Raw genomic sequence first — 21,861 nt, forward strand, 5'->3', positions numbered from 1 at the left:
CGCCTTAGCGGACCCGCGGGCCGCCGAACGGCAAGGGCGGCGGCGGACGGCGGTCGCGGCGCGGCAGCTGCGCCTGATAGGCATGGCCGCAATGCGCGACGCAATAGGGGAAGCCCGGGTTCACCTTGTCGCCGCAGAAATGGAAATCGGGCTCGCCGGGATGACCGAGCGGCCATTTGCAGATGCGGTCGTTGAGATCGAGCAGGCTGGTCTTGCCGGCGATCGCCTCGCTGGGCTTGGCGGGGACCAGGCGGCGCGGCGGCGCCGGCGTGATCGGCGCGGATTGCTCGCCGGGATTCTGGCGGAGGAAGCCGCCGGGGCCGACCGAGCGCATCACCGGGCCTTCGGCGGCCTTGGGCGCGCCGGCGAGCTCGCCGGTGGCGCTCGGGGTCGAAGTGGTCGCGTCGATGCGCGGCGCCGGCGCGGGCGCGGCAGGCGCCGGCGCGGCGGCGGGCGCTGGCTTGGGCGCGGCGGGGGCCGCCTGGGCTTTCGCGGCGGCCTTGGCTTCGTTGGGCTTCACCGGCGACGGGCGCGCGGGAAGGCCCAGGCGGTGCGCCTTGCCGATCACGGCGTTGCGGCTGACGCCGCCCAGCTCTTCGGCGATCTGGGTGGCGGTCAGGCCCGAATCCCACATCTTCTTCAGCGTATCGATACGCTCGTCGGTCCAGCTCACGCGTCTTCCTTCGTCTTGCAGCCAGCGCGGGCAGCGGTTACGCGAGCCCGCAATGTCCAGCCAGCCTGAAATCGGTCAAAACCTTCCCGAGCCCGGCGTTCCGGTGATCCGCAACGTAAATTGGGGAGGGCTTCGTACCCTCTATATCAAGGAGGTGCGCCGATTCTTCAAGGTGCAGCTCCAGACGGTGTGGGCGCCGGCGGTGACGACGCTGATGTTTCTGGTCATTTTCTCAGTCGCGCTCGGCGGCGGCGGGCGGACGGTGAGCTTGCAGGGGCAGGAGATTCACTTCCCCGATTTCATCGCGCCCGGGCTGATCATGATGGGCATGCTCAACAACGCCTTCGCCAATTCGAGCTTCTCGCTGCTGGTCGGCAAGATCCAGGGGACCATCGTCGATTATCTGATGCCGCCGCTTTCGACCGCGGAACTGCTCGCGGCGATGGTCGGCGGCGCGGTGACGCGGGCGTTTTGCGTCGGCGCCACGGTGTGGCTGGCGATGGCGCTGTGGCCGGGGGTAACGGTCACCCCGCATCATCTTTGGGCGATCCTGTGGTTCGGCCTGCTCGGATCGATATTCCTGTCGTTCATGGGCGTGCTGACCTCGGTCTGGGCCGAGAAGTTCGATCATGCCGCGGCGGTGACCAACTTCGTCGTCGGGCCGCTGACGCTGCTTTCGGGCACCTTCTATTCGGTCGAGCGGCTGTCGCCGGTGTTTCAGGCGATCAGCCACGCCAATCCGTTTTTCTACATCATCTCGGGCTTCCGCTACGGCTTTCTCGGCGTCGCCGATTCGCCGATCGTGCTGGGCAGCGCGGTGATCCTCGGGCTCGACATCGTCCTCGGGCTCGTCTGCTACGCGCTCCTGCGCAGCGGCTGGAAGATCAAGAGCTAGGGCATTCGCCATATTGCACGTCGAACAGATTGGCGGGCTTGCAGCGGCCGGCGAGCAACGCTTCGATCTTGCGGACGCGGTGCTCGTTGGCGGCTTCGTGCTCGCGCGGATCGAGCATGCCGGGAGCGATCAGCATCGCGACGAGGCTCAGATATTCGCGCTCGGATAGTTCCGCCATGTCGCGTCCGTAATAGAGGCGCGCGGCGGCGGGGAAGCCGATGATCTCCCGGCCATCGACCTTGCCGAAGCTCGCCTGGTTGAGGAAGAGCTCGAGCTGGTCGTCCTTGGATAGCGCCGGATCGAAGGCGTATCGCGCGATCAGCGCCTGCTCGATCGAGGCGAACCCCGGCTTGAAATCGCCGAAATAGAGTCGCTTGACCAAGGCTTGGGGAATCGAGGTGAGCCCGGCGCCGGGGGTCCACAAGTCCACGCCGTGATGCCTGTAAAAGCCGGGGTCCTCGACCGCGAGCAGCGCCGCGCGGCGGCTCTCGGGAAGCTCGGCGAGCTTGAACGGGCGGCTGGCGGCGGCGAGGATCGCGGGGGTGCGCTGCTGGGCGCGCCACACCACGACGCCCTCATAGGCGCCGAGCAGGACGAGCATGAAGAGCGGCGCCGAAAGGAGCCGGAACAGGCACGAGCGGAACATGAAACCCCCGCCGCCGACCATATCGGGCGGCGGCACGCTGTCGATGGGCCATTTGGGCAGGAATTGTCCCATTTTTCAATCGAGTGAGGCGGCGAGTTTGCGCAGCGCCCCGGCGGGATCGCCGGCGATCGGCTCGCCATGGCTGACGATGATCCGCTTGAGATCGGGGATTTCCGCCCAGCGGCGGAACTGGCGGGCGAGACCCTTGGGGTCGTCGATCATCATCCGGCGGACGACACGGGGCACTTGCGGGCCCGATACGCCGAAGCCCATCAGCCGCGCCATGATCCAGGCGCCGATCCCGTGTGGGTGCCGGACATGGCCGATGCTGTCGTTGACGATCAGCGTGGTGCCGGCGGCGCGCTGGACGGTGAGCGCGAATTCCTGCGCTTTCTGTTCGACGAGATGGAAGCCGATCTGGGGGTCGTGGACCACATCGCTGGCCGCATCGACGGAAACGGCTTCCTCGACCGCCGAGCGTGCGCCGGGCGGGGCGATCACCTTGATCGCGGGGTAGCGCTGTTTCCAGATCCGCGAATCCAGCCGGTGCGCCTGATTGGGGACGATCAGGAAGCGCGGCTCACCCCAGCCCTCGATGCGCTTCATTTCGCGCTCGTTCAGCGCGATCGCGCTCCAGATCAGCGAGCCGCCGCCCGCCAGCCGGACCACCGTCATCCGCCGTGGAAAGCGGCCGAGTGGCATGACGATCTCGCCCGCGACGGTAAGGATGCCGTCGTCGATCTCCTCCAGCGCTTCATGCGGCTGGACGGTCCATTGTTCGAGGAATTTGGGCATATGCCCTAAACTTATATGGGGCCGAAACGATCCTCGGGGCGCGGTGTTGCGCTCCCTCCAACCACTCCGTAAAAGCGGCTTCCGGCGGCCCCGATGGCCGCTTTTTTCGTTTAAGGAGATGCGACGTGCCTATCACCCCGCTCATGCCCGTTTACCCACGGTGCGGTGTGCGGCCGGTGCGAGGCGAGGGCGTCTATCTCTATGGCGAGCAGGGCGAGCAATATCTCGATTTCGCCGCGGGCATCGCCGTCAACGCGCTGGGTCATGGCCATCCGCATTTGACCAAGGCGATTGCCGATCAGGCCGCGACGCTGATGCACGTGTCGAACCTCTATGGCAGCCCGCAGGGCGAGGCGCTGGCGCAGCGGATCGTCGATAACTCGTTCGCCGATACGGTGTTTTTCACCAACAGCGGCGTCGAGGCGATTGAGTGCGCGATCAAGACCGCGCGGCGCTATCATTACGTGGGCGGCAATCCGCAGCGCCACAAGCTGATCACCTTCAAGAACGCCTTTCACGGTCGCTCGATTGGCGCGATCTCGGCGACCGACCAGGCCAAGATGCGCGACGGCTTCGAGCCGCTGCTGCCGGGCTTCGACTATGTGAAGTTCAACGATCTGGAGGGCGCGCTCGCCAGGATCGACGGCGAGACCGCCGGTTTCCTCGTCGAGACGGTGCAGGGCGAAGGCGGCATGACCGCGGGCACCCCCGAATTCATCCAGGGCCTGCGCAAGGCGTGTGACGAGCATGGCCTGCTGCTGATCCTCGACGAGATCCAGTGCGGCTATGGCCGCACCGGCAAGATGTGGGCCTATGAGCATTACGGCATCACCCCCGACATCATGACCGTGGCCAAGGGCATCGGCGGCGGCTTCCCGCTCGGCGCCTGCCTCGCCACCGAAGAGGCCGCCAAGGGCATGGTGATCGGCACCCACGGCTCGACCTATGGCGGCAACCCGCTGGCGATGGCGGCGGGGCAGGCGGTGCTCGACGTGATGCTCGAGCCCGATTTCCTGCCGCACGTCGAGAAGATGGGCGACCGCCTCCGCGCCGCGTTCGAGCAGCTGATCCCCAATCACGATCATCTGTTCGAGGAAATCCGCGGCAAGGGCCTGATGCTCGGGATCAAGATGAAGGACAGTGTCGTCAGCCGCGACTTCGTGGCGCATCTGCGCGACAATCACGGGCTGCTGACCGTGGCGGCGGGCGAGAATGTGTTCCGCGTGCTGCCGCCGCTGGTCATCAACGAGGATCACATCGCCGAATGCGTCGAGCGGCTGAGTGCGGGAGCGCGGTCGTTCGCGCCGCCGAGCGATGACTGATTCGATCCTCCCCGGAACGGGGAGGGGGACCGCGCTCGCGGGGCGTGGTGGGCAAGCGAATCGCGGGAGGATAGCCCCCTCCGTCAGCGCTTCGCGCCGCCACCTCCCCGTGCCGGGGAGGATCTAGATATGCGCCACTTCCTCAATCTCGCCGATGCCGGGCCTGAAGGCGTCGCGGCGATGCTGGCCGATGCGATCGACCGCAAGGCGGCACGTGCCGGCTGGCCCAAGGGCAAGGTGGATGCCGATGCGCCGCTGGCCGGCCGCGTGCTGGCGATGGTGTTCGAGAAGAACTCGACGCGCACCCGCGTCTCGTTCGACATGGCGATCCGCCAATTGGGCGGGACTTCGATCGTCATGGATGCGGGATCGATGCAGCTCGGCCGCGGCGAGAGCATCGCCGATACCGCGCGCATCCTCTCCGGCTATGTCGACGCGATCATGATCCGCACCGACGATCACCAGAAGGTGGTCGATATGGCGGAGTTTGCCAGCGTGCCGGTGATCAACGGGCTGACCGACGCCTCGCACCCCTGCCAGATCATGGCCGATCTGCTGACGATCATCGAAAGCGGCCGGCCGCTGCCGGGGCTCAAGGTCGCGTGGCTCGGCGACGGCAACAATGTGCTGGCGTCGATCATGGAGGCGGCCGGGCTGATGCGCTTCGATGTCGTCGCGGCGTGCCCGCAAGGCTATCAGCCGAGCGACAGCGACGTCGCGCTGGGCAAGGGCCGCGCCCGCGTGGTCGGCACCGCGCGGGAAGCGGTCGAGGGCGCCGATGTCGTCGTTACCGATACCTGGATTTCGATGGGCCAGGCGCATGCCGAGACCAAGCTGGCGGCGATGATGCCCTTCCAGGTCGATGAGGCGCTGATGGCGGCGGCCAAGCCCGGCGCGGCGTTCCTCCACTGCCTGCCGGCGCATCGCGGCGAGGAAGTGACCGAAGCGGTGATCGACGGTCCGCAATCGCTGATCTGGCAGGAGGCCGAGAACCGGCTCCATGCCCAGAAATCGGTGCTGCGCTGGTGCTTCGGGCAGATTTGAGCATGACCGCACTCCGCATCGCTGCCTGCGCGATTCTTGCGCTGGTGGCGTGCGGGCTGGTGTGGGCGTTGCTGCTGATGGCGGGCATGCAGGCCTTTCCGGCGGATAGTTTCCTGACCTACCCACCCAATGTCGAACGGCAGGTCAGGAATACGCTGAGCCTCGTGGCGATTGCTGGCGGCATATCCGCCGCGGTTTGGTTCCTTGCCGGTAAAGCGCGCCAACCGCTGGCCCGATGGGGTCTCGCGGCTGCGCTGGGCAGCGCGATGCTGTTTCTGCTGGCGATCGGCGCTGACATCCTATCGACCAGCGCGCTCAGTCAGTGGGAGAAGGGCGTTCCGCAGCCGTTCTTCTGGTATGAGGTGGTCTGCGTGCTGTCCTACACTGCGCTCGCCTTAGCGACGGTGGGCGGGCCGCTATGGCTGGCGGGGAGCATTTCGGACGGACGCCGGGCGGCACGGGCCTGAGTTGCTTTCGCGCGAGCGAAACCCCATTTCGCCGCTGAAATGGAAAACCACATTCCCGCACCCGAACTCGACCGCACCCTCGGCTTCACGCTGCCCGAACGCCACGCGCGGGGCCGTGTCGCGCGGCTGGGGCCGGTTCTGGACGAGATCCTCTCGGCGCACGCCTATCCCGCGCCGATCGAGAATCTGCTCGCCGAGGCGCTGACCCTGACGGCGATGCTCGGCGCGATGCTCAAGCAGGCCGAGGGGCAGATGACCCTGCAGGCGCAGGCCCAGGGCGGCATCGTCAGCCTGCTGGTGTGCGACTACAAGGGCGGCGAGCTGCGTGGCTATGTCCAGTTCGATGCCGAGCGGCTGGCGACGCTCGGCGACAGTCCGTCGCTCTATGCCTTGTTCAACAAGGGCTATCTGGCGATTACCTTCGATCAGGCCGTCACCAAGGAGCGCTATCAGGGGATCGTGCCGCTCGACGGCGATTCGCTGGGTGACGCCGCGCAGAGCTATTTCCTCCAGTCCGAGCAGATCCCGAGTCTGGTGCGCATTGGCGTGCGGCGCGACACCGCCGGCAAGCTGACCGCAGGCGGGCTGTTCCTCCAGCACCTTCCCGAAGGCGAGGAAGGCCGAGAACGGCTCCACACCCGGCTCGACCATCCCGAATGGGAGCATGTCGAGGCGCTGGCATCGACGATGGGCGCGGATGAGCTCGCCGATCCTGAAATTCCGCTTGAGACGTTGGTTTGGCGGCTGTTCAACGAAGAGCCCGAAGTGCGCGTCATCGGCGGGATCGCTCTATCGCGCGGATGCCGCTGCGATGGCGATTACATCCTGCAAGTATTGGGAAAATTCCCCGAAGCCGAACGCGCCACCATGGCCGATGAGAATGGCGTGATCTCAGTGGATTGCGCGTTCTGCTCGAAACAATTCCCGGTTCGGGCCGCTGATTTCATTTCGCCGCCGTTGTAATTCGGCAATCGCACGGCATATCCATTGACTAGACAAGTGCGTGATTCGGCGGGGCACCGGCGTGCTTTCACCCGGGGGCGGGGAGTTGGGTTATGAGTCCTAGGCAGTTCTTGCGCCCGGCGGCGGCCGGCGCCTTGCTGGTGTTCGGCGGCGGCGGCGCGACAGCGCAGCGTCCCGAAACCGTGACCGCGACGCGCGCGATCGAGCGCGGCCAGTGGCAATTGCGCGACGCCAGTGGCGCGGTCCGCAAGCTGTGCCTGACCAATCCCGCCACCCTGCTCCAGATCCAGCACGGGCCGGCGCAGTGCGAGCATTTCGTGGTCGAGAACGGCGCCCGCACCGCCACGATCCGCTACACCTGCAATGGTCGCGGCAATGGCCGCACGACGCTGACCGTGGAGAGCGGCAAGCTGTTCAGCCTCGATACGCAGGGGGTGCTCGATGGCTCGCCCTTTTCCGAGCAATATGAAGGCCGGCTGATCGGCGCCTGCTGAGCTTTACGCTTTCTTCATTCATAGCGCGCTACCGTGGCGGTCGCTCCTTTCGGGAGCCTCCTCTCTGGCATTGTTTTTCCTGAACCTAGGCCGCCTTCGGGTGGCCCATTTTTGATTTGGGGAGCAAACGCGTCTAGCGAACCCGGCATGACTGACAGTGTTGCGATCGCCCTGGTTTCCGGCGGCCTCGATTCGATGGTAAGCGCCGCGCGCGCGCGCGAGGAGGGGCACCGGCTGCTGGCGCTGTCGATCGACTATAACCAGCGCCATCAGGTCGAGTTGGCGGCGGCGCGGCGGATCGCGGCCGCCCTCGGTGCGGAGCGTCACGTCGTGATGCCGCTCGATCTGCGCGCGTTCGGCGGATCGGCGCTGACCGCCGATATCGACGTGCCGAAGGGCGGAGTGGGTGACGATATCCCGGTCACCTATGTGCCCGCGCGTAACACCATCTTTCTCAGCCTCGCCCTCGGCTGGGCCGAAGCGGCGGGTGCGCGCGACATCTATATCGGCGTCAACGCGCTGGATTATTCCGGCTATCCCGATTGCCGCCCCGAATTCATCCATGCCTTCGAAACGATGGCCGAACTGGCGACCAAGGCCGGCGTCGAGGGTAAGCCGTTCGCCATCCAGGCGCCGCTCCAGCATATGACCAAGGCCGATATCGTCCGCGAGGCGGCGCGGCTGGGTCTGGATGCGGGGATGAGCTGGTCGTGCTACGATCCCGCGCCGGGCAGTCTCCATTGCGGGCTGTGCGACAGCTGCCGGCTCCGGTCGAAAGGTTTCGAGGAGGCGGGCCTGCCCGATCCCACGCGATACGCCGCAGTGCCATGAGCTACACGGTCAAGGAAATGTTCCTCACGCTCCAGGGCGAGGGCGTGAATGCCGGCGCGCGCGCGGTGTTCGTGCGGTTTGCCGGGTGCAATCTCTGGTCCGGGCGCGAGCGGGACCGTGCCACCGCGATCTGCCGGTTTTGCGACACCGATTTCGTCGGCACCGACGGGCTCGGCGGCGGCAAGTTCGCCACCGCTGCGGCGCTGGCGGATGCGGTCGAGAGGCATTGGGGCGAAGGTCTCGAGCGCCGCTTCGTCGTGCTCACCGGCGGCGAGCCTATGCTTCAGGTCGATGATGCTCTGGTCGATGCGCTCCATGCCCGCGGTTTCCGCATCGCCATCGAGAGCAACGGAACCCTGCCCGCGCATCCCGGCATCGATTGGGTGTGCATCAGCCCCAAGGCCGGGAGCGAGGTGGTGCAGCGTTCGGGCGATGAGCTCAAGCTGGTCTGGCCGCAAGCGGGCAGCGACCTCGACGCGATCGAGGGCTGGGACTTCGCCCATTTCCTGATCCAGCCGATGGACAGCGATGTTGCCGAGGCGAACATCGAGGCTGCGATCGCGCTGGCGATGGCGCGGCCGAAGTGGCGTCTGACGCTGCAGGCGCACAAAATGCTCGGACTGCGCTAGACCTTAATAGCCGATCGACAGTGGCCCGCACTTCTTCGACACATATTCACTATTCTTCCAGCAGCTGTCCTTGCCGAACGGCGGGAAGGTGACCGAGCGGTACAGGATCGTCGGATTGAAGCGCGGCGCGCGATACTGTTCGCCCCACGGGCGCAGGCTGTCGCGCAGCTCGCGCATGCGATCCTGGGCGAGATCACCGAACTTGCCGGGCCGCGTGAACACGGCGTCGCGGCCGATCGAGCCGGCGGTCTGGCAGAAGGACAGCTGGCCACCCACGGTCGAGAAGCCCGAATAGACGCGGGTGCCGAACTTATCGAGTTCGGTCTGACCGGCCTTCTTGCTCGGCGCGGTCCGCACAAAATATTTCTCCAGCACCGCGTAGGAATCGCGCAGCTCGACCGCGTGATCCTTGAGCGCGGCGTTATAATAATCGAGCGTCAGCAGCGTCGGTTCGAACTGACATTGCAGCGCGGCGACGTTGAGCGCGGCGCGCAGGTTCCAAACCAAGGCGGCGCGCAACTCGCCCGCGGTCGCGCCCGGCAAGGCGGGACCGGTCATGCCCGGCTCGGTGCCCGTGACACGTTCGGTGGCCAGCGTCGCCGGCTTCAGGAAGAATTGCGCCGAAGCGGGTGCGGCTGCGAACAGACCGGTTCCAGCGGCCAGCGCGAATACGATACGCGGAACGAGCATCTTGCCCTCTACTTTTACAGTGTGTTGCCACGCCTAGGGGTTTTCGACTCGGCGCCCAAGCCCCTTTTTTCGGGACAGTCGCGACAATGCCCGCGAATGCGGCCAGTCGCATAAGAAAAGGGCCGCCCGGTTGCCCGGGCGGCCCTTTGTCCAACACACGCTTGCGCGTGATTACATGGCGTTGCCAGTGGTGTTGGTCGTCGTGGTGTTGGTGGTCGTCGTCTCGGTGACGTTGCCAGCCGGAGCGGCGCTGTCGATGTTCGAGGTGACCATCGTGTCGGTCGAAATGACGTTCTCGACCGGAACCACTTCGGTGGTGTTGGTGACGTTGGTGGTCTCGGTGCTGGTGCAAGCCGAGGCGAGGAGAGCGGCGCCAACGATGGCGACGGTGGAGATGACTGCACGCATTAGAATAGCTCCCTAGATAATGGATTTGGCACGGCGGAACCGCAGTGAATAACCCAAACCGTGATAGGCATTAGACGTTTCGATAGCGGTCCTCAAGTCACGATTTCGACATTTCCACAGCCAACGCGTCCAAAAATGGCAAAAAAGTGTCCGAAAGCGCCGCGTCGAACATGGCGGCCGTAACGTCCAGCCCCAGAGCCGCCGCGCTGGTTACGGGAAATTCCGGAATGCCGCAGGGCACGATTCCGCCAAAATGCGACAGGTCCGGGTTCAGGTTCACGGCAAAACCATGGAGGGTCACCCATTGCCGGATGCGCACCCCGATCGCGCCGATCTTGGCCTCCTGGCCTGACTGGTCGATCGTCCAGATGCCGATCCGTCCGGGCGCGCGGAACGCCTCGATCCCGAAAGCGCCGAGCGCCGCGATCACCCAGCCCTCCAGCGCATGGACATAGCAGCGCACGTCGCGGCGTCGGGCACGCAGGTCCATCACGACATAGCCGATGCGCTGGCCCGGGCCGTGATAGGTGTAGCGCCCGCCGCGGCCGGTACGGTGCACCGGGAAGCGGGGATCGAGCAATTCGGCGGGATCATTGGCGCTGGTGCCGGCGGTGTAGACCGGCGGGTGCTCGAGCAGCCACACCAGTTCGCGCGCCTGATGCGCGGTCACGGCGGCGGCGCGCGTCTCCATCTCGGCGAGGGCGGTTCCATAGTCGATCGGCGCGGGCTCGACCCGCCATTCGATATCGGCATGCATCGCCGCGCCGATTGCGCGTTCGCGCGGCTTTAAGCAAGCATTGGCAAGGGATTGCGCGGCGGCTAACACGGGCGGCGAGCGATCAGGCGACCGTTTGCTAAGGGGAACTGGGCGGCAATGGTGAAGATGGGCACCGTCTGGGACCGGACGGCGGAATTTCTGACCGACAATATCGCCGCGATCCTGCCGGTCGCGCTGCTGGCGTTCTTCGTGCCTGCCTCGATCGAAGGCAATTTCCAGGCGGCGATGGATGGCGCCAGCCCCGGGCTGATCCTCGCCCTGCAACTGATCCAGATCGCGTTCGGCGCGCTGACGGTGTGGGGCACGCTCGCTGTGACCGCGATGGCCTTTGACAATGCGGACAGCGAAAACGCCACCAAGATCGCGGGCAAGCGCCTGCCGGCCGCCTTGCTCGTCGCGATCGTCTGCTTCGCCGCGATCCTCGCGCTGTTGCTGCCGATCCCTGCGGTGCTCAGCGCCAATGGCGTCGATGTGGTGGCGATCGCGCAGGGCCGCGATTTCGAGCTCTCGACCGGGCTGGCCAGCTTCGTCGCACTCTATCTGATCGCGTTCGTCATATTGTTCCTGTGGCTGGGGGCGCGGCTGATCGTCACCACGGCGGTGATCGTCCGTGAAGGCCGCTGGCTCAGCGCCCTCTCCCAGTCGTGGAAGCTGACGCGCGGCCTGACCTGGCGCATCATTGGCGTCATGATCCTGTTCGTGCTGCTCGCCTGGGTCTCGTGGCTTGCCGCCAACACCGTGTTCGGCAGCGTCTTCGCGCTGATCGCGGGCGGCGACCGCGCCGGCGTCAACCTGGCGGGCGTGTTGACATCGATCGTCGTCGCGGCGGTCCAGACCGGGTTCACGGTGCTGATCCCGGCCTTCACCGCCAAACTGTATCTGGCGCTCACCGCGGCGATGGGGCTGGGCGAGTCCCCGGCGACGGCATGAGGCTCTCGCTTTCCGGCGTGTTCGCCGATGCCAGAGCGATGTGGCGCAATCATCGCGATATCCTGGGCGCCATTGCCGGCGTGTTCTTCGTCGTGCCGATCCTCGGGATATTGTTCCTGATGGCGCAGGGCGGGCTGCCCGCCGATCCCGATCCGGTGAAGCTCAACGAAGCCGTGCGGAAATTCTATAGCGACAATCTGCTGTCGTTCCTGCTCGCCAATCTGATGATCGATTTCGGCACCTTCGCCTTGTTCGTACTGTTCCTGCAGCCGGGTGAGCGGACATTGGGCGAGACATTGGCGATCACGCTGCGGCGGCTGGTGCCGTTCATCGCCATCGACCTGATCGCCGCGATTCTGTTCGGCATCGGCATGTCGCTGTTCGTGCTGCCCGGGCTGTTCGCGTTCGGGCGTACCTGGCTGGCGGTGCCGGCGCTGGCGGCGAACCCGGAACAGGGTTTGGCCGGTGCGTTCCGGCAGGGCTGGCAGCGCAGCGACGGCCTGCGCTGGCTGGCGCTGATCGGTGCCGCGACGGTCACGGTGATGGCCGCGGTGTTCGCGATCTTGCTCGGCAGCGTGTTGCTGGGTCTGCTCGGCGCGGCGGTCGGCGACAATATCGCGCTCGAAATGGCCGGCTATGCGCTGATCGCCATCATTGGCGGAATCGCCTGGGTGACTATGGGCCTGATCCGCGTCGCCGCTTATCGGCGGACCGGGCCCAGCACTGGAATCTGAGGCGCGGTTTCCAGCGGCAACAGCCCGAGCAGGCGCGGATCGGGGAAGGTTTCCTGCGTGCGCTTGTAGGGCGTGAAGCCGTGGCGGCGGTAGAAGCCCAACGCCGCCGGATGATCGAGGGTGCAGGTGTGCACCCACACGCGGCGTACCTCCTTGCGCCATGCCAGGGCCAGCGTGTGGCCCATCATCCAGTTGCCATGCCCCTTGCCGGCCAGCTCGGGTATCAGCCCGAAATAAGCGAGCCCGCAATTGCCCTCGGTGCGGAAATCGAGCTCGACCATGCCGATCTCGATTCCGGCGCGATCGACCGCCGCATAGACTTCGATCCCGGTGTCATCGAGCACCGCGCGCAGCCGTTCCTCGTCCATCGCCAGCCGCGAATACCATAGCCATGGGCCGCCGACGCGCCGGAACAGGATGCGATAGCGCTCGCTGTCGGGCGCGGGCCAGTGGACCAGCCGGAACGGCGAGGCGGGAAGGGGACGAGGCCGCGGACGTTGGACCATTTCCAGCGCGGTGACCACCGTCGCCAGTTGATCGTCGGCAACCGGCGTCAGGCCCATGCGGCGATCGGCGGCAGGCTCATCAGGATCGCATCGACATTGCCGCCGGTCTTGAGTCCGAACAAGGTCCCCCGGTCGTAGATCAGGTTGAATTCGGCATAGCGCCCGCGCCATTCGAGCTGGCGCTGCTTGTCGGCGTCGGTGAAGGCCATCGCCATCCGCCGCCGCACGAGGCGCGGATAGATGTCGAGGAACGCGCGGCCGACATCCTGGGTGAAGGCGAAGTTCGCGTCCCATGCCGCTGGTTCGGCGCTGTCGAGGTGATCGTAGAAGATCCCGCCGACGCCGCGATGGACCTTGCGGTGGGGGATGTAGAAATAGTCGTCGGCCCATTCCTTGAAGCGCGGATAATGCGCCGGGTCATGCATGTCGCAGGCTGACCTCAGAACCGAATGGAAGTCGGCGGTGTCCTCTTCATATGGAATCGGAGGATTGAGGTCCGCACCCCCGCCGAACCAGCGTTTCGCGGTGCACAGGAAGCGCGTGTTCATATGCACCGCCGGCACATGCGGATTGGCCATATGCGCGACCAGGCTGATGCCGGTGGCGAAGAAACTCGGGTCTTCGCCCGCGCCGTGGATGGTCTTGGCGAAATCGCCCTCGAAGGTGCCGCCGACGGTCGAGACGTTGACCCCAACCTTCTCGAACACCTTGCCTTTCATCACCCCGCGCACACCGCCGCCGCCCGGTTCGCCCGAGGGATCGGTGCGGTCCCAGGCGAGGTATTCGAACCTGGCGTCCGATCCGGCTTCGCGTTCCACCCTCTCGAATTCGGCGCAGATCTGGTCGCGCAGCGATTCGAACCAGGTGCGGGCGGTCTGTTGCTGGGTGTCTAGCGGCTTCATGCCGGCGTCCCTATCCGCAGCGGCGGGGGCAAGTCGATATGTCAAACTGCCCCAGGGGTGATCAGCGGCTTGCACATCGCACCCTCGGCATAACGCGCCTTTTGCTCGGCGAGGCTGCGCGGGTCACCTTCGTCCATGTCGAACTGCCAGTCGATCGGCACCCCGAGCGTGGCGATCGCCTTGTCGCTCTGCATCGCCAGCGCATTCTGACGCAGGGCATATGCGCGGGCCTCGCTCCAGGCCACCAGCAGGGTCGATGCCAGATCGGAACTGATCGTACCCGGCGTGGAATCGAGCAGGCGCAGCGTGTCCCAGCGCGCGCGTTCGGGATCGGCGAAGCTGCCATAGAAGCCCGATGCCATGCCGTAAGCGGCGGCATACATCCGCCACCGCTCCCGCGGCATGTGCAGCGATACGCCTTCGTCGCGGGCGACTTCGAAGGCGGTGTTCTCGATCAGTCGATAGGGCGGAGCGGCGAGATTCGCGAGCTTCGGCACCGGCTGTCCCGCCGCCGCCGCGCGCAGCACGCCGCCGATCGCGTCGAGCCGGCGCATGATGCAGTCATTGGCGGCGAGCCGCTCGTTGAGCGTGCGGCGGATTGCGCCCAGCTCGGCCCGCATCGCCGTCTCGGCGTCGCGTACCTTGAAGCGCCAGCGGACATCGTCGGCGATCTCGCCGATGCCGAGCGCGATCAGCACGCCGAGCACGATGCTGCCGACATCGCGCAACGGTTTGGCGCGCTCGCTGGTCAGCCAGTTCCAGAACCGCCGCATCCGCCAAATCCCCCTCTTGGCAGAGGCTTAGCGCGCCTCATCCGCCAGTGGAAGGCCAGCCATGGGTCTGCCGCACCGCTTCGGCCAGCGCGATTCCCGCCGATACGCCGAGGTTCAGCGAGCGCACCGCCGGATTGATCGCGATCCGCACCACCTGGTCCGCGCAGAGGTGGACATGGTCGGGAGCGCCGGCGCTTTCCGATCCGAACAACAAGGTGTCGCCGGTCTCGAACCGGGTCTCGTGCAGGAACTTGCCGCCCTTGGTCGAGAACAGGATCAGCCGCCCGGATACCTGCGCCGCGAACGCGTCCCAGTCGGCGTGGCGGACGATCTCGACATGATCCTCATAGTCCATCGACGAGCGCTTCCGCTTCTTGTCGCTCCACGGAAAACCCATCGGCTCGATCAGGTCGACCCCGGCGCCAAGGCATGCGGCGGTACGCAGGACGGCACCGACATTGCCGGCGATCTCGGGCTGGAAAAGGGCGATGCGCATCGCCGCCCCCTAGCGCTCCCGGCTATGCGGCAACAAGTGCGTCAAAATGCTGTTGGCAAAGGCGCGTCCCCGCGTCTATCAGCGCCCCAAGCCACCGGGGGCAACCGGGCGGCTCACCGTCCGTACCCGCGCAACCGTCGCGGAAAGTTTCGAAGTGCAAGGGCTGAAGCATGGCAACTATTGACGATACGGCAGGTATCGAGAATCCGCGGCGGCGCGATTATCTGACCTATGCCGCGGCCTCCGTGGCGGCGGTCGGCGCAGGTGTCGTGGTCCTGCCGCTGGTCAATTCGATGAACCCGTCGGCCGACGTGCTGGCGCTGTCGTCGACCGAGATCGACGTTTCGGCGATCGAGCCGGGCCAGGCGGTCAAGACCCAGTTCCGCAAGCAGCCCTTGTTCGTCCGCAACCTGACGCCGGCGGAAATCGCCCAGGCCGATGCCGTGCCCGTTTCCAGCCTGCGCGACCCGCAGACGCTCGAGCAGCGGACCAAAGAGGGCAAGACCAACTGGCTGATAACGCTCGGCGTGTGCACCCATCTCGGCTGCGTGCCGCTGGGCGCGGGCGAAGGCGAGAATCGTGGGCCCTTCGGCGGCTATTTCTGCCCGTGCCATGGCTCTGCCTACGATACCGCCGGCCGCATCCGTCAGGGTCCGGCGCCGAAGAACCTCGAGGTTCCGGAGTATAATTTCACGTCCGACACTGTCGTCGTGGTCGGTTGAGGTAGCGAGATATGAGCTTCCCCTGGGCAAAGCATTACGAACCGAAGAACCCGCTGATGCGGTATCTGGACGAGAAGCTCCCGCTTCCCCGGTTCGTCTATAACGCGGTTGGCGCCGGCTATCCGGTCCCGCGCAACCTCAATTACTTCTGGAACTTCGGCGTGCTCGCCGGCGTCGCGCTGGTCTGTCAGCTCGTCACCGGCATCGTGCTGGCGATGCACTTCCACTCGTCGGCCGCCGGCGCGTTCGATTCGGTCAATGTCGGCATCATGCGCGACGTCAACGCCGGCTGGTTCCTGCGCTTCGCCCACGCCAACGGCGCGTCGATGTTCCTGACCGTCATCTACATCCACATGTTCCGCGGCCTCTATTACGGTTCGTACAAGGCGCCGCGCGAGATGGTGTGGCTGCTTGGCGTGGTCATCTTCCTGCTGACCATGGCGACCGCGTTCATGGGCTATGTCCTTCCCTGGGGCCAGATGAGCTTCTGGGGCGCGCAGGTCATCACCGGCTTCTTCTCGGCTATCCCGGTCGTTGGCGACTGGGTCCGCGTCTGGCTGCTCGGCGGCTACGCGCCCGACGACGCCGCGCTCAACCGCTTCTTCTCGCTCCACTATCTGCTGCCGTTCGTCATCGCCGGCGCGGTCATCCTCCACATCTGGGCGCTGCACATTCCGGGTTCGTCGAACCCGACCGGCGTGGAAGTGAAGGGCGAGCAGGACACCGTGCCGTTCCACCCATACTACACGGCCAAGGACGGCTTCGGGGTCGGCGTGTTCCTGATCGTCTTCTCGATCTTCATCTTCGTGCTGCCGGATTATCTGGGTCACCCCGACAACTATATCCCGGCGAACCCACTCTCGACGCCGGCGCACATCGTGCCCGAATGGTATTTCTGGCCGTTCTACGCGATCCTGCGCGCCTTCACCGCCGACTTCATCATCCCGGCGAAGCTGTGGGGTGTGGTGGCGATGTTCGGATCGATCCTGATCCTGTTCTTCCTGCCCTGGCTCGACAAGTCGCCGGTGCGCTCGGGCAATTTCCGCCCGATGTATCGCATCGCCTTCTGGCTGCTGGTGCTCGACGTGCTGATCCTCGGCTATTGCGGCGGTTCGGCGGCGACGCCCAGCATCGTCATCACCAGCCAGATCACCGCCGCTTATTATTTCGCGCACTTCCTGATCATCGTACCGATCATCTCGCGCCTCGAACGTCCCAAGCCGCTGCCCAACTCGATCACCGAGGCGGTGCTGGCGAAAAAGGGCGGGTCGCGGGTGACCGAGACGGCGCTGAGCGCGTAAGGGGAAAACAGGAATATGCTTCCGATCTTCATCCGCTCGATCAAGTTCCTCATCGGGGGCGGCTTCGTCTTCGTGCTGGGGCTTGCGCTCTTCGGCACCGTCAAGGATCTGATCCAGAACCCGGCGGCGGAAACCGCCGAGCACGCGATGCACAAGCCCCCCAAGGAGCTCAAGCTCGCCTCGGACGGCTTCTTCGGCAAGTTCGACAACGCCCAGCTGCAGCGTGGCTTCCAAGTCTACAAGGAAGTCTGCGCGACCTGCCACTCGCTCCATTCGGTCTCGTTCCGCGAGCTTCACGGCATTGGCTACAACGAAGCCGAGATCAAGAAGATCGCCAAGGATTGGGGCACCAAGCAGCCGGTGTTCGACGAGAAGGGCGGCACCTGGGGTGAGCGCGACAACCTCGCGTCGGACCGTTTGCCGAAGGTCTATTATGCCGGCACCGGCAGCCCGCCCGATCTCAGCCTGATCACCAAGGCTCGCCACGATGGCGGCGCCTATGTCTATTCGCTGCTGACCGGCTATGACGAGAAGCCTTCGCCAGAAGCGCTCAAGCATTTCCCCGAGTTCGCCAAGCCGGCCGAGGGCATGCACTTCAACCCCTATTTCGCGAACCTCAACATCGCGATGCCGCCGCCGCTGACCGGCGAGGGCCAGGTGACCTATGCCGACGGCACCCGCCCGACGGTGGATAATATGGCGAAGGACGTCTCGGCATTCCTCGTCTGGACCGCCGAGCCGCACGCCCAGAGCCGCAAGTCGGCGGGCTTCGCGGTGATCCTGTTCCTGCTCTTCGCGACGGGTCTCGCCTATGGCGCGTACCTGACCGTGTGGAAGGGCGTGAAGCACTGAGCTTCGCCTGAGCCGTGAAACAGAAAAGGCCGAGGCGAAAGCTTCGGCCTTTTTGTTTTGTTCGTCATCCCGGCGAAAGCCGGGACCCAGGGTTACCCAGCGACTCCCTGTTTGGCTCCGGGGCCCGGCTTTCGCCGGGATGAAGACTACCCCGCCGGTCGCCGCCCGATCAGTCCCAGCGAGATGAAGCTCAGCACCTGGACATCGTCCTGGTTGAAAGTCCGCATCTGGCTGCGGACGCTGCCCATTTCCGGGCGGCTGCGCGAGGGCGTGACTTCCAGTACCTCGGTCTCGCAGCGCAGCACGTCACCGGGATAAACCGGCTTGAGCCAGCGCAGCTCGTCGATCCCCGCCGCGCCCAGGCTCGCCTGCGGGTTGGCCTTCATCTCCTCGACGAACATCGCCATCGTCATCGCGCATGTATGCCAGCCGCTCGCCGCGAGCCGCTTGAAATGCGTCTGCGCCGCCGCCTCGTCGGACAAATGGAAGGGCTGGGGATCGTATTTCCGGGCGAAGTCGAGCACCTCCTCGCGCGTGACTTCGTAGCGGCCGAAGCTGCGCTTCATGCCGGGCTGGATATCATCGAAATAAAGCATGGAGTCAGTTTCGGATAGAAACTGGTATTTGGCAAGTCCCTAGCGTCGCATCGTCTTTGCGAACACCGCGTCAGTGCCATCCACGCCCGGCTTCGCCGGCAGCCCGATCAGGTCGCGCAGCAGCGGATAGACATCGACATTGTCGAACGCGGGCAGCTTCGCCGCGCGGAACGCGGGGCCGCTGGCGATGAACAGGGCGGTCATCTCGGGCGCCATGTTGTCCCAGCCATGATTGCCTGCGCTGAAGCTCTTGGTCGGGACGCTCTTGTTGAACAGCCAGCCGGTCTCGGCGAGGCAGAAAATCGGCGGAATGCGCGGATTGGTGCCGTAATGAAAGCGGGCCGGGATCTCGCCCTTGCGCCAGCATTCGGCGTGCGGGTGCTTGCCGAGCAATGCCTTTTCGACCAGCGCCTCCTGTCCGGCGACCGGGGTGAGCGAAAGATACGGGCCGGTCTCCAGCACGTCGACCGTGTCGAGCGCCAGCATCTGATCGAGCGCGATCACCCGCTCGCTGCTGGTCGCCGCCATGCCGTGATCGGCGACGATGACCAGGTTGGCGCGCTGGCCGAGTTGCCGAAGGCCCTGCACCAGCATCCCGATCTGGGCGTCGACCTTGGCCACCGCTTCGGTGGTACGCGCATCGTCGGGGCCGAAATCATGGCCGGCATCATCGACGGTATTGAAATAGAGCGTGACGAAGCGCGGGCGGATCGCGGCGGGCCGCCGCAGCCAATCCAGCACGCCGTTGACCCGTTGCTCGCCGGTGATCGACTGGTTGAACTGGGCCCAGTCCGACGGGCGGGTGCCGCCGATTGCTTCCCAATCGCCCGGTTTCTCCTTGTGCCCGCCGATCGCGACGTTCGAACCGGGCCAGAAGGAAGTCGAGGTGCGGATATGCGCATTCTCGGCATCGACCCAGATCGGGTCGGCGGCGTTCCACCAGAAAGGATCGTCGTTGGACATGGTGAAGGTCACGTCGGGTTGCCCGGCATCCTTCATCTTGTTGGCGGTGATGCCGTGGCGGTCGGGGCGCAGCCCGGTGACCAGCGTCCAGTGATTGGGGAAGGTCTTGCTCGGGAAGCTCGGGTGCATCGGCGCGGTGACGCCCTCGGCCGCGAGCTTTGAGAGATTGGGCGTGACGCCGCGCTCGAGATAATCGCTGCGGAAGCCGTCGATCGAGATCAGGATCGTGACCGGCGCGCGCGCTTTGGCGGCAACCGGTGCCGGGGCGGGAGTCCGCGCGGCGGCAGAAAGCGGAAGGAGGATCGCGAACGCCGCGGCGGCGAGTTTGGAGGTCCAGCGCATGGGCTTCATTCTGACACCGCTTTGTTGCGGGCGGAAGTCTCCTAATCTCCCAGCGACAGTCGCGCGAACAGCGTCCCACTCAGCGGCGCCCGGCCATAGGCGGCGTTGAGCGCGCTCGGCTTGGCGTAGGCGGCCAGGCTTCCGCCCAGTGCCAGCTGCGCCTTGTCGCTCAGCTGTATGCGATACGCATAGCCGCCCTCGAAGCGCGTCACCCGGAACCTGCGATCGTGGAGCGGATCGGCATGGTCGGGAAACAGCTCGTCATTGGCGACATTCTCGACGCGGCCGAACAGGCTGTGATGCCGGCCAATGTCCCAGTTCGCCTCGCCAACGAACGCGGTGAGCGTATTCCCGGGCACGCGATCCTTCGCCGCGAACGCCAGCATCGCCGAAAGCCCGCCACGGGCATAATGGACGCTGGCGGTGGTGCGTCGTTCGTCGGCGCCGGCATGGCCGGCCTCGGGCGATTCGAGCCGGCCATGGCTGAACTGCACCGCCCAGTTGGGCGAGGGCGTATAGGTCGCGCGCAGGCTCCAACTATCGAGCTTTGGCGCATCGATGCCCCAGCGGGCCTCGTCGGGTTCGCGACCCTTGAATGCCGATGCTTCGAGCTGGAGCGTTCGTCCCTTCACCCCGGCGGTGACCACGCCATAGGTGATATGGGTGCTGTCGAACCAGTGATGTGCGATCGGCGACAGCGCCAGATAGCGCGCCGAGCGGCGGTGCATGAAGGCGCTGGGCCCCAGCGCCGGCTCGGCTACCGGTCCGCCATAGAGGAAGGCGCTGACACCGGCTGCGACCGGCAGGTCGATCCGCGCCGACAATTCCATGAACAGGTCGTGGGGATGCTGACGGTCGACCAGCGGCTGGCCATATGCCGTCTCGCCGGTCGCGAACAGATTGGGGTAGCCGCGCCGGCCCATCGCCGGCTCGAGGCTGCCCATCGCCCGGAATTCGACTCCGACATCGCCGAAGCGGCGGCTGGCGCTGAGCATCGCCATCGACTGGACCAGCGCCATGTCGCCGCCGCGCGGCCCGCCCTGATCGGTGTAGACGAAATTGAGCGAGCCATGCGCCATCACCATCCAGTCACCGGCGGCAAGATGCAGCCCGTGCATCGCGCCCTCGGCGGCGGGGAGCAGTGCGGTGCCCGAGCCCGGCGCGGCGTTGGCGGCCGGCTCTTTCGCCATCGCCATCCCGTGCATCGAATGCTCCTGGGGCGCGGGGTCCGAAGTGGGGACGGGCGCGGGCATCGGCATGTCGTGCATCGAATGATCCTGCGCGGCGGCGATGCCGGGGGCGAGCAGGGCGAGAGCGATCAGCGCCGCGCGCATCACATCCCTCCCATCGGGCGAAACAGCATCCACGCCGCCATGCCGATCATGAACAGATTCTCGGTCAGCGAGACGAAGCCCAGCGGTACGTTGCTGGAGCCGCCGACACAGGCGCATTTGAGTTCGCGCCGGTCGATATAGACCGCCTTGATCACCGAAGCCGCGCCGATCGTGCCGATGAACAGCGCCACCGGCACCGACAGCCCGTTCAGCACAGCGGCACTCATCAGCACACCCGCCAGCCCCTCGGCGAACGGGTAGAGATAGGCATAGGGCACCCATCGCCGCGCCAGCAGATCGTAATTGAGAAACATCGTCGAAAAGCGCTCGACATCCTGGAGCTTGAGCATCGCCAGCACGATCATGCTGAAGCTGACGAACCATTCCGCGGCGCGGATCGTGAACGCATCGCCGCTCACCGCATGGCTCGCCGCCATCGCCATCAGCGCCGTCATCCCGAACACCGCGATCACCGGCCGGTAGCTGGTATCGCCGGGGGCGGCGCCGCGATGCCCGAAAAACCGGCGCAGATCGTCGTTGCCGCCGATGCGGACCCCGTCGATGAAGGTCTGGGGCGTGGTCTTCACGCCGTGCTCGGCCTTGAAGGAATCGACTTCGGCGCGCGTGCGCAGCAAACGGTCGTCGACGGCATAGCCATGGCGCGCAAGCTGCCATTTGGACTTCAGGCCATAGGGACAGACATGTCCGGGCATGACCATGCGATAGAGCGTCGCGCGCTTTGATTCGGTCGTCATGCCGGCCTATATAGCTTCCG

General features: G+C 65.7%; 28 protein-coding genes. 14 read left to right on the plus strand and 14 right to left on the minus strand.

The window, feature by feature from the left end; all coding sequences use genetic code 11:
• Nucleotides 1–4: 4 nt before the first annotated feature.
• A complete protein-coding gene (locus tag KF730_RS16645) occupies nucleotides 5–673 on the minus strand; it encodes a GcrA family cell cycle regulator (RefSeq protein ID WP_294099383.1) in 669 nt (222 codons plus the stop codon).
• A gap of 52 nt (nucleotides 674–725) precedes the next feature.
• Here KF730_RS16645 and KF730_RS16650 point away from each other — a divergent pair, with 52 nt between their 5' ends.
• Entirely contained in the window at nucleotides 726–1,568 is an 843-nt protein-coding gene (locus KF730_RS16650) for an ABC transporter permease (protein WP_294099385.1), read from the plus strand.
• Here KF730_RS16650 and KF730_RS16655 read toward each other — a convergent pair.
• Nucleotides 1,558–2,286: a biosynthetic peptidoglycan transglycosylase gene (locus KF730_RS16655; RefSeq protein WP_294099388.1), complete on the minus strand. Its 729-nt coding sequence runs from the start codon at nucleotides 2,284–2,286 to the stop codon at nucleotides 1,558–1,560. The two genes, KF730_RS16650 and KF730_RS16655, sit on opposite strands and share 11 nt — an antisense overlap.
• Nucleotides 2,287–2,289: 3 nt before the next feature.
• Complete coding sequence (locus tag KF730_RS16660; RefSeq protein WP_294099395.1) at nucleotides 2,290–3,009, minus strand: hypothetical protein; 720 nt, start codon at nucleotides 3,007–3,009, stop codon at nucleotides 2,290–2,292.
• A gap of 125 nt (nucleotides 3,010–3,134) precedes the next feature.
• On the opposite strand from KF730_RS16660, the gene KF730_RS16665 reads away from it, so the two are divergent.
• From KF730_RS16665 to queE, 7 genes are all read left to right on the plus strand, one after another.
• Entirely contained in the window at nucleotides 3,135–4,331 is a 1,197-nt protein-coding gene (locus tag KF730_RS16665) for an aspartate aminotransferase family protein (RefSeq protein WP_294099398.1), read from the plus strand.
• A gap of 129 nt (nucleotides 4,332–4,460) precedes the next feature.
• On the plus strand, nucleotides 4,461–5,375 hold the full coding sequence (gene argF / locus KF730_RS16670) for an ornithine carbamoyltransferase (protein ID WP_294099399.1): 915 nt from the start codon (nucleotides 4,461–4,463) through the stop codon (nucleotides 5,373–5,375).
• A 2-nt stretch (nucleotides 5,376–5,377) separates the two neighbouring features.
• Complete coding sequence (locus KF730_RS16675; protein WP_294099402.1) at nucleotides 5,378–5,842, plus strand: hypothetical protein; 465 nt, start codon at nucleotides 5,378–5,380, stop codon at nucleotides 5,840–5,842.
• 39 nt (nucleotides 5,843–5,881) lie between these two features.
• On the plus strand, nucleotides 5,882–6,805 hold the full coding sequence (locus KF730_RS16680) for an Hsp33 family molecular chaperone HslO (protein ID WP_294099404.1): 924 nt from the start codon (nucleotides 5,882–5,884) through the stop codon (nucleotides 6,803–6,805).
• 92 nt (nucleotides 6,806–6,897) lie between these two features.
• Nucleotides 6,898–7,299, plus strand: a complete 402-nt coding sequence (locus KF730_RS16685) for a hypothetical protein (RefSeq protein ID WP_294099407.1) — start codon at nucleotides 6,898–6,900, stop codon at nucleotides 7,297–7,299.
• Between the two features lie 147 nt (nucleotides 7,300–7,446).
• Nucleotides 7,447–8,130 carry a 7-cyano-7-deazaguanine synthase QueC gene (gene queC / locus KF730_RS16690; protein ID WP_294099408.1) on the plus strand — a complete coding sequence of 228 codons (684 nt, stop codon included), beginning with the start codon at nucleotides 7,447–7,449 and terminating at the stop codon, nucleotides 8,128–8,130.
• Nucleotides 8,127–8,759, plus strand: coding sequence for a 7-carboxy-7-deazaguanine synthase (gene queE / locus KF730_RS16695; protein WP_294099410.1), 633 nt, complete (start codon nucleotides 8,127–8,129; stop codon nucleotides 8,757–8,759). Before queC ends, queE begins: the two co-directional genes overlap by 4 nt.
• A 3-nt stretch (nucleotides 8,760–8,762) precedes the next feature.
• Here the strand turns inward: queE and KF730_RS16700 are convergent, their stop codons facing one another.
• The 3 genes from KF730_RS16700 to lipB form a co-directional block, all read right to left on the minus strand.
• Nucleotides 8,763–9,449: a hypothetical protein gene (locus KF730_RS16700; protein ID WP_294099412.1), complete on the minus strand. Its 687-nt coding sequence runs from the start codon at nucleotides 9,447–9,449 to the stop codon at nucleotides 8,763–8,765.
• Nucleotides 9,450–9,620: 171 nt separating this feature from the next.
• Nucleotides 9,621–9,857 (minus strand): hypothetical protein, encoded by a 237-nt coding sequence (locus KF730_RS16705; protein ID WP_294099414.1) that lies wholly within the window; start codon nucleotides 9,855–9,857, stop codon nucleotides 9,621–9,623.
• Between the two features lie 97 nt (nucleotides 9,858–9,954).
• Nucleotides 9,955–10,614 carry a lipoyl(octanoyl) transferase LipB gene (gene lipB, locus KF730_RS16710; RefSeq protein WP_294099416.1) on the minus strand — a complete coding sequence of 220 codons (660 nt, stop codon included), beginning with the start codon at nucleotides 10,612–10,614 and terminating at the stop codon, nucleotides 9,955–9,957.
• Nucleotides 10,615–10,734: 120 nt separating this feature from the next.
• Here lipB and KF730_RS16715 point away from each other — a divergent pair, with 120 nt between their 5' ends.
• Together KF730_RS16715 and KF730_RS16720 are read left to right on the plus strand one after the other, a co-directional pair.
• Entirely contained in the window at nucleotides 10,735–11,565 is an 831-nt protein-coding gene (locus KF730_RS16715) for a hypothetical protein (protein ID WP_294099418.1), read from the plus strand.
• Nucleotides 11,562–12,299 carry a hypothetical protein gene (locus KF730_RS16720; RefSeq protein WP_294099419.1) on the plus strand — a complete coding sequence of 246 codons (738 nt, stop codon included), beginning with the start codon at nucleotides 11,562–11,564 and terminating at the stop codon, nucleotides 12,297–12,299. Before KF730_RS16715 ends, KF730_RS16720 begins: the two co-directional genes overlap by 4 nt.
• On the opposite strand, the gene KF730_RS16725 is transcribed toward KF730_RS16720, so the two are convergent.
• From KF730_RS16725 to KF730_RS16740, 4 genes are read right to left on the minus strand one after another with little or no spacing between them, the layout of a single operon-like run.
• A complete protein-coding gene (locus tag KF730_RS16725) occupies nucleotides 12,266–12,862 on the minus strand; it encodes a GNAT family N-acetyltransferase (RefSeq protein WP_294099422.1) in 597 nt (198 codons plus the stop codon). The genes KF730_RS16720 and KF730_RS16725 overlap by 34 nt on opposite strands.
• The gene (gene hemF, locus KF730_RS16730) at nucleotides 12,853–13,707 is read right to left on the minus strand and encodes an oxygen-dependent coproporphyrinogen oxidase (RefSeq protein ID WP_294099425.1); all 855 of its coding nucleotides are present in this window, start codon (nucleotides 13,705–13,707) and stop codon (nucleotides 12,853–12,855) included. The genes KF730_RS16725 and hemF overlap by 10 nt, the downstream gene beginning before the upstream one ends.
• Nucleotides 13,708–13,748: 41 nt before the next feature.
• Nucleotides 13,749–14,480, minus strand: a complete 732-nt coding sequence (locus KF730_RS16735) for a hypothetical protein (RefSeq protein ID WP_294099427.1) — start codon at nucleotides 14,478–14,480, stop codon at nucleotides 13,749–13,751.
• A gap of 37 nt (nucleotides 14,481–14,517) precedes the next feature.
• Nucleotides 14,518–14,976, minus strand: a complete 459-nt coding sequence (locus KF730_RS16740; protein WP_294099430.1) for a tRNA (cytidine(34)-2'-O)-methyltransferase — start codon at nucleotides 14,974–14,976, stop codon at nucleotides 14,518–14,520.
• Between the two features lie 46 nt (nucleotides 14,977–15,022).
• On the opposite strand from KF730_RS16740, the gene KF730_RS16745 reads away from it, so the two are divergent.
• The 4 genes from KF730_RS16745 to KF730_RS16760 are packed head-to-tail and all read left to right on the plus strand — an operon-like array spanning nucleotide 15,023 to nucleotide 17,851.
• Nucleotides 15,023–15,160 carry a hypothetical protein gene (locus KF730_RS16745; protein ID WP_294099433.1) on the plus strand — a complete coding sequence of 46 codons (138 nt, stop codon included), beginning with the start codon at nucleotides 15,023–15,025 and terminating at the stop codon, nucleotides 15,158–15,160.
• Nucleotides 15,147–15,698, plus strand: coding sequence for a ubiquinol-cytochrome c reductase iron-sulfur subunit (gene petA / locus KF730_RS16750; RefSeq protein ID WP_294099436.1), 552 nt, complete (start codon nucleotides 15,147–15,149; stop codon nucleotides 15,696–15,698). The genes KF730_RS16745 and petA overlap by 14 nt, the downstream gene beginning before the upstream one ends.
• A gap of 11 nt (nucleotides 15,699–15,709) precedes the next feature.
• Nucleotides 15,710–16,999, plus strand: a complete 1,290-nt coding sequence (locus tag KF730_RS16755; RefSeq protein WP_294099439.1) for a cytochrome b N-terminal domain-containing protein — start codon at nucleotides 15,710–15,712, stop codon at nucleotides 16,997–16,999.
• 15 nt (nucleotides 17,000–17,014) lie between these two features.
• Entirely contained in the window at nucleotides 17,015–17,851 is an 837-nt protein-coding gene (locus KF730_RS16760) for a cytochrome c1 (protein ID WP_294099440.1), read from the plus strand.
• A gap of 146 nt (nucleotides 17,852–17,997) precedes the next feature.
• Here KF730_RS16760 and KF730_RS16765 read toward each other — a convergent pair whose 3' ends face one another.
• The 4 genes from KF730_RS16765 to KF730_RS16780 are packed head-to-tail and all read right to left on the minus strand — an operon-like array spanning nucleotide 17,998 to nucleotide 21,841.
• A complete protein-coding gene (locus KF730_RS16765) occupies nucleotides 17,998–18,447 on the minus strand; it encodes a MaoC family dehydratase (protein WP_294099441.1) in 450 nt (149 codons plus the stop codon).
• 39 nt (nucleotides 18,448–18,486) lie between these two features.
• The gene (locus KF730_RS16770; RefSeq protein ID WP_294099916.1) at nucleotides 18,487–19,752 is read right to left on the minus strand and encodes a nucleotide pyrophosphatase/phosphodiesterase family protein; all 1,266 of its coding nucleotides are present in this window, start codon (nucleotides 19,750–19,752) and stop codon (nucleotides 18,487–18,489) included.
• A 41-nt stretch (nucleotides 19,753–19,793) separates the two neighbouring features.
• Nucleotides 19,794–21,086 carry a hypothetical protein gene (locus KF730_RS16775; RefSeq protein WP_294099442.1) on the minus strand — a complete coding sequence of 431 codons (1,293 nt, stop codon included), beginning with the start codon at nucleotides 21,084–21,086 and terminating at the stop codon, nucleotides 19,794–19,796.
• On the minus strand, nucleotides 21,086–21,841 hold the full coding sequence (locus KF730_RS16780) for a MauE/DoxX family redox-associated membrane protein (protein WP_294099444.1): 756 nt from the start codon (nucleotides 21,839–21,841) through the stop codon (nucleotides 21,086–21,088). The genes KF730_RS16775 and KF730_RS16780 overlap by 1 nt, the downstream gene beginning before the upstream one ends.
• Between the last annotated feature and the right edge of the window lie 20 nt (nucleotides 21,842–21,861).

This window comes from Sphingomonas sp., assembly GCF_019635515.1.
Taxonomy (GTDB): Bacteria; Pseudomonadota; Alphaproteobacteria; order Sphingomonadales; family Sphingomonadaceae; genus Sphingomonas.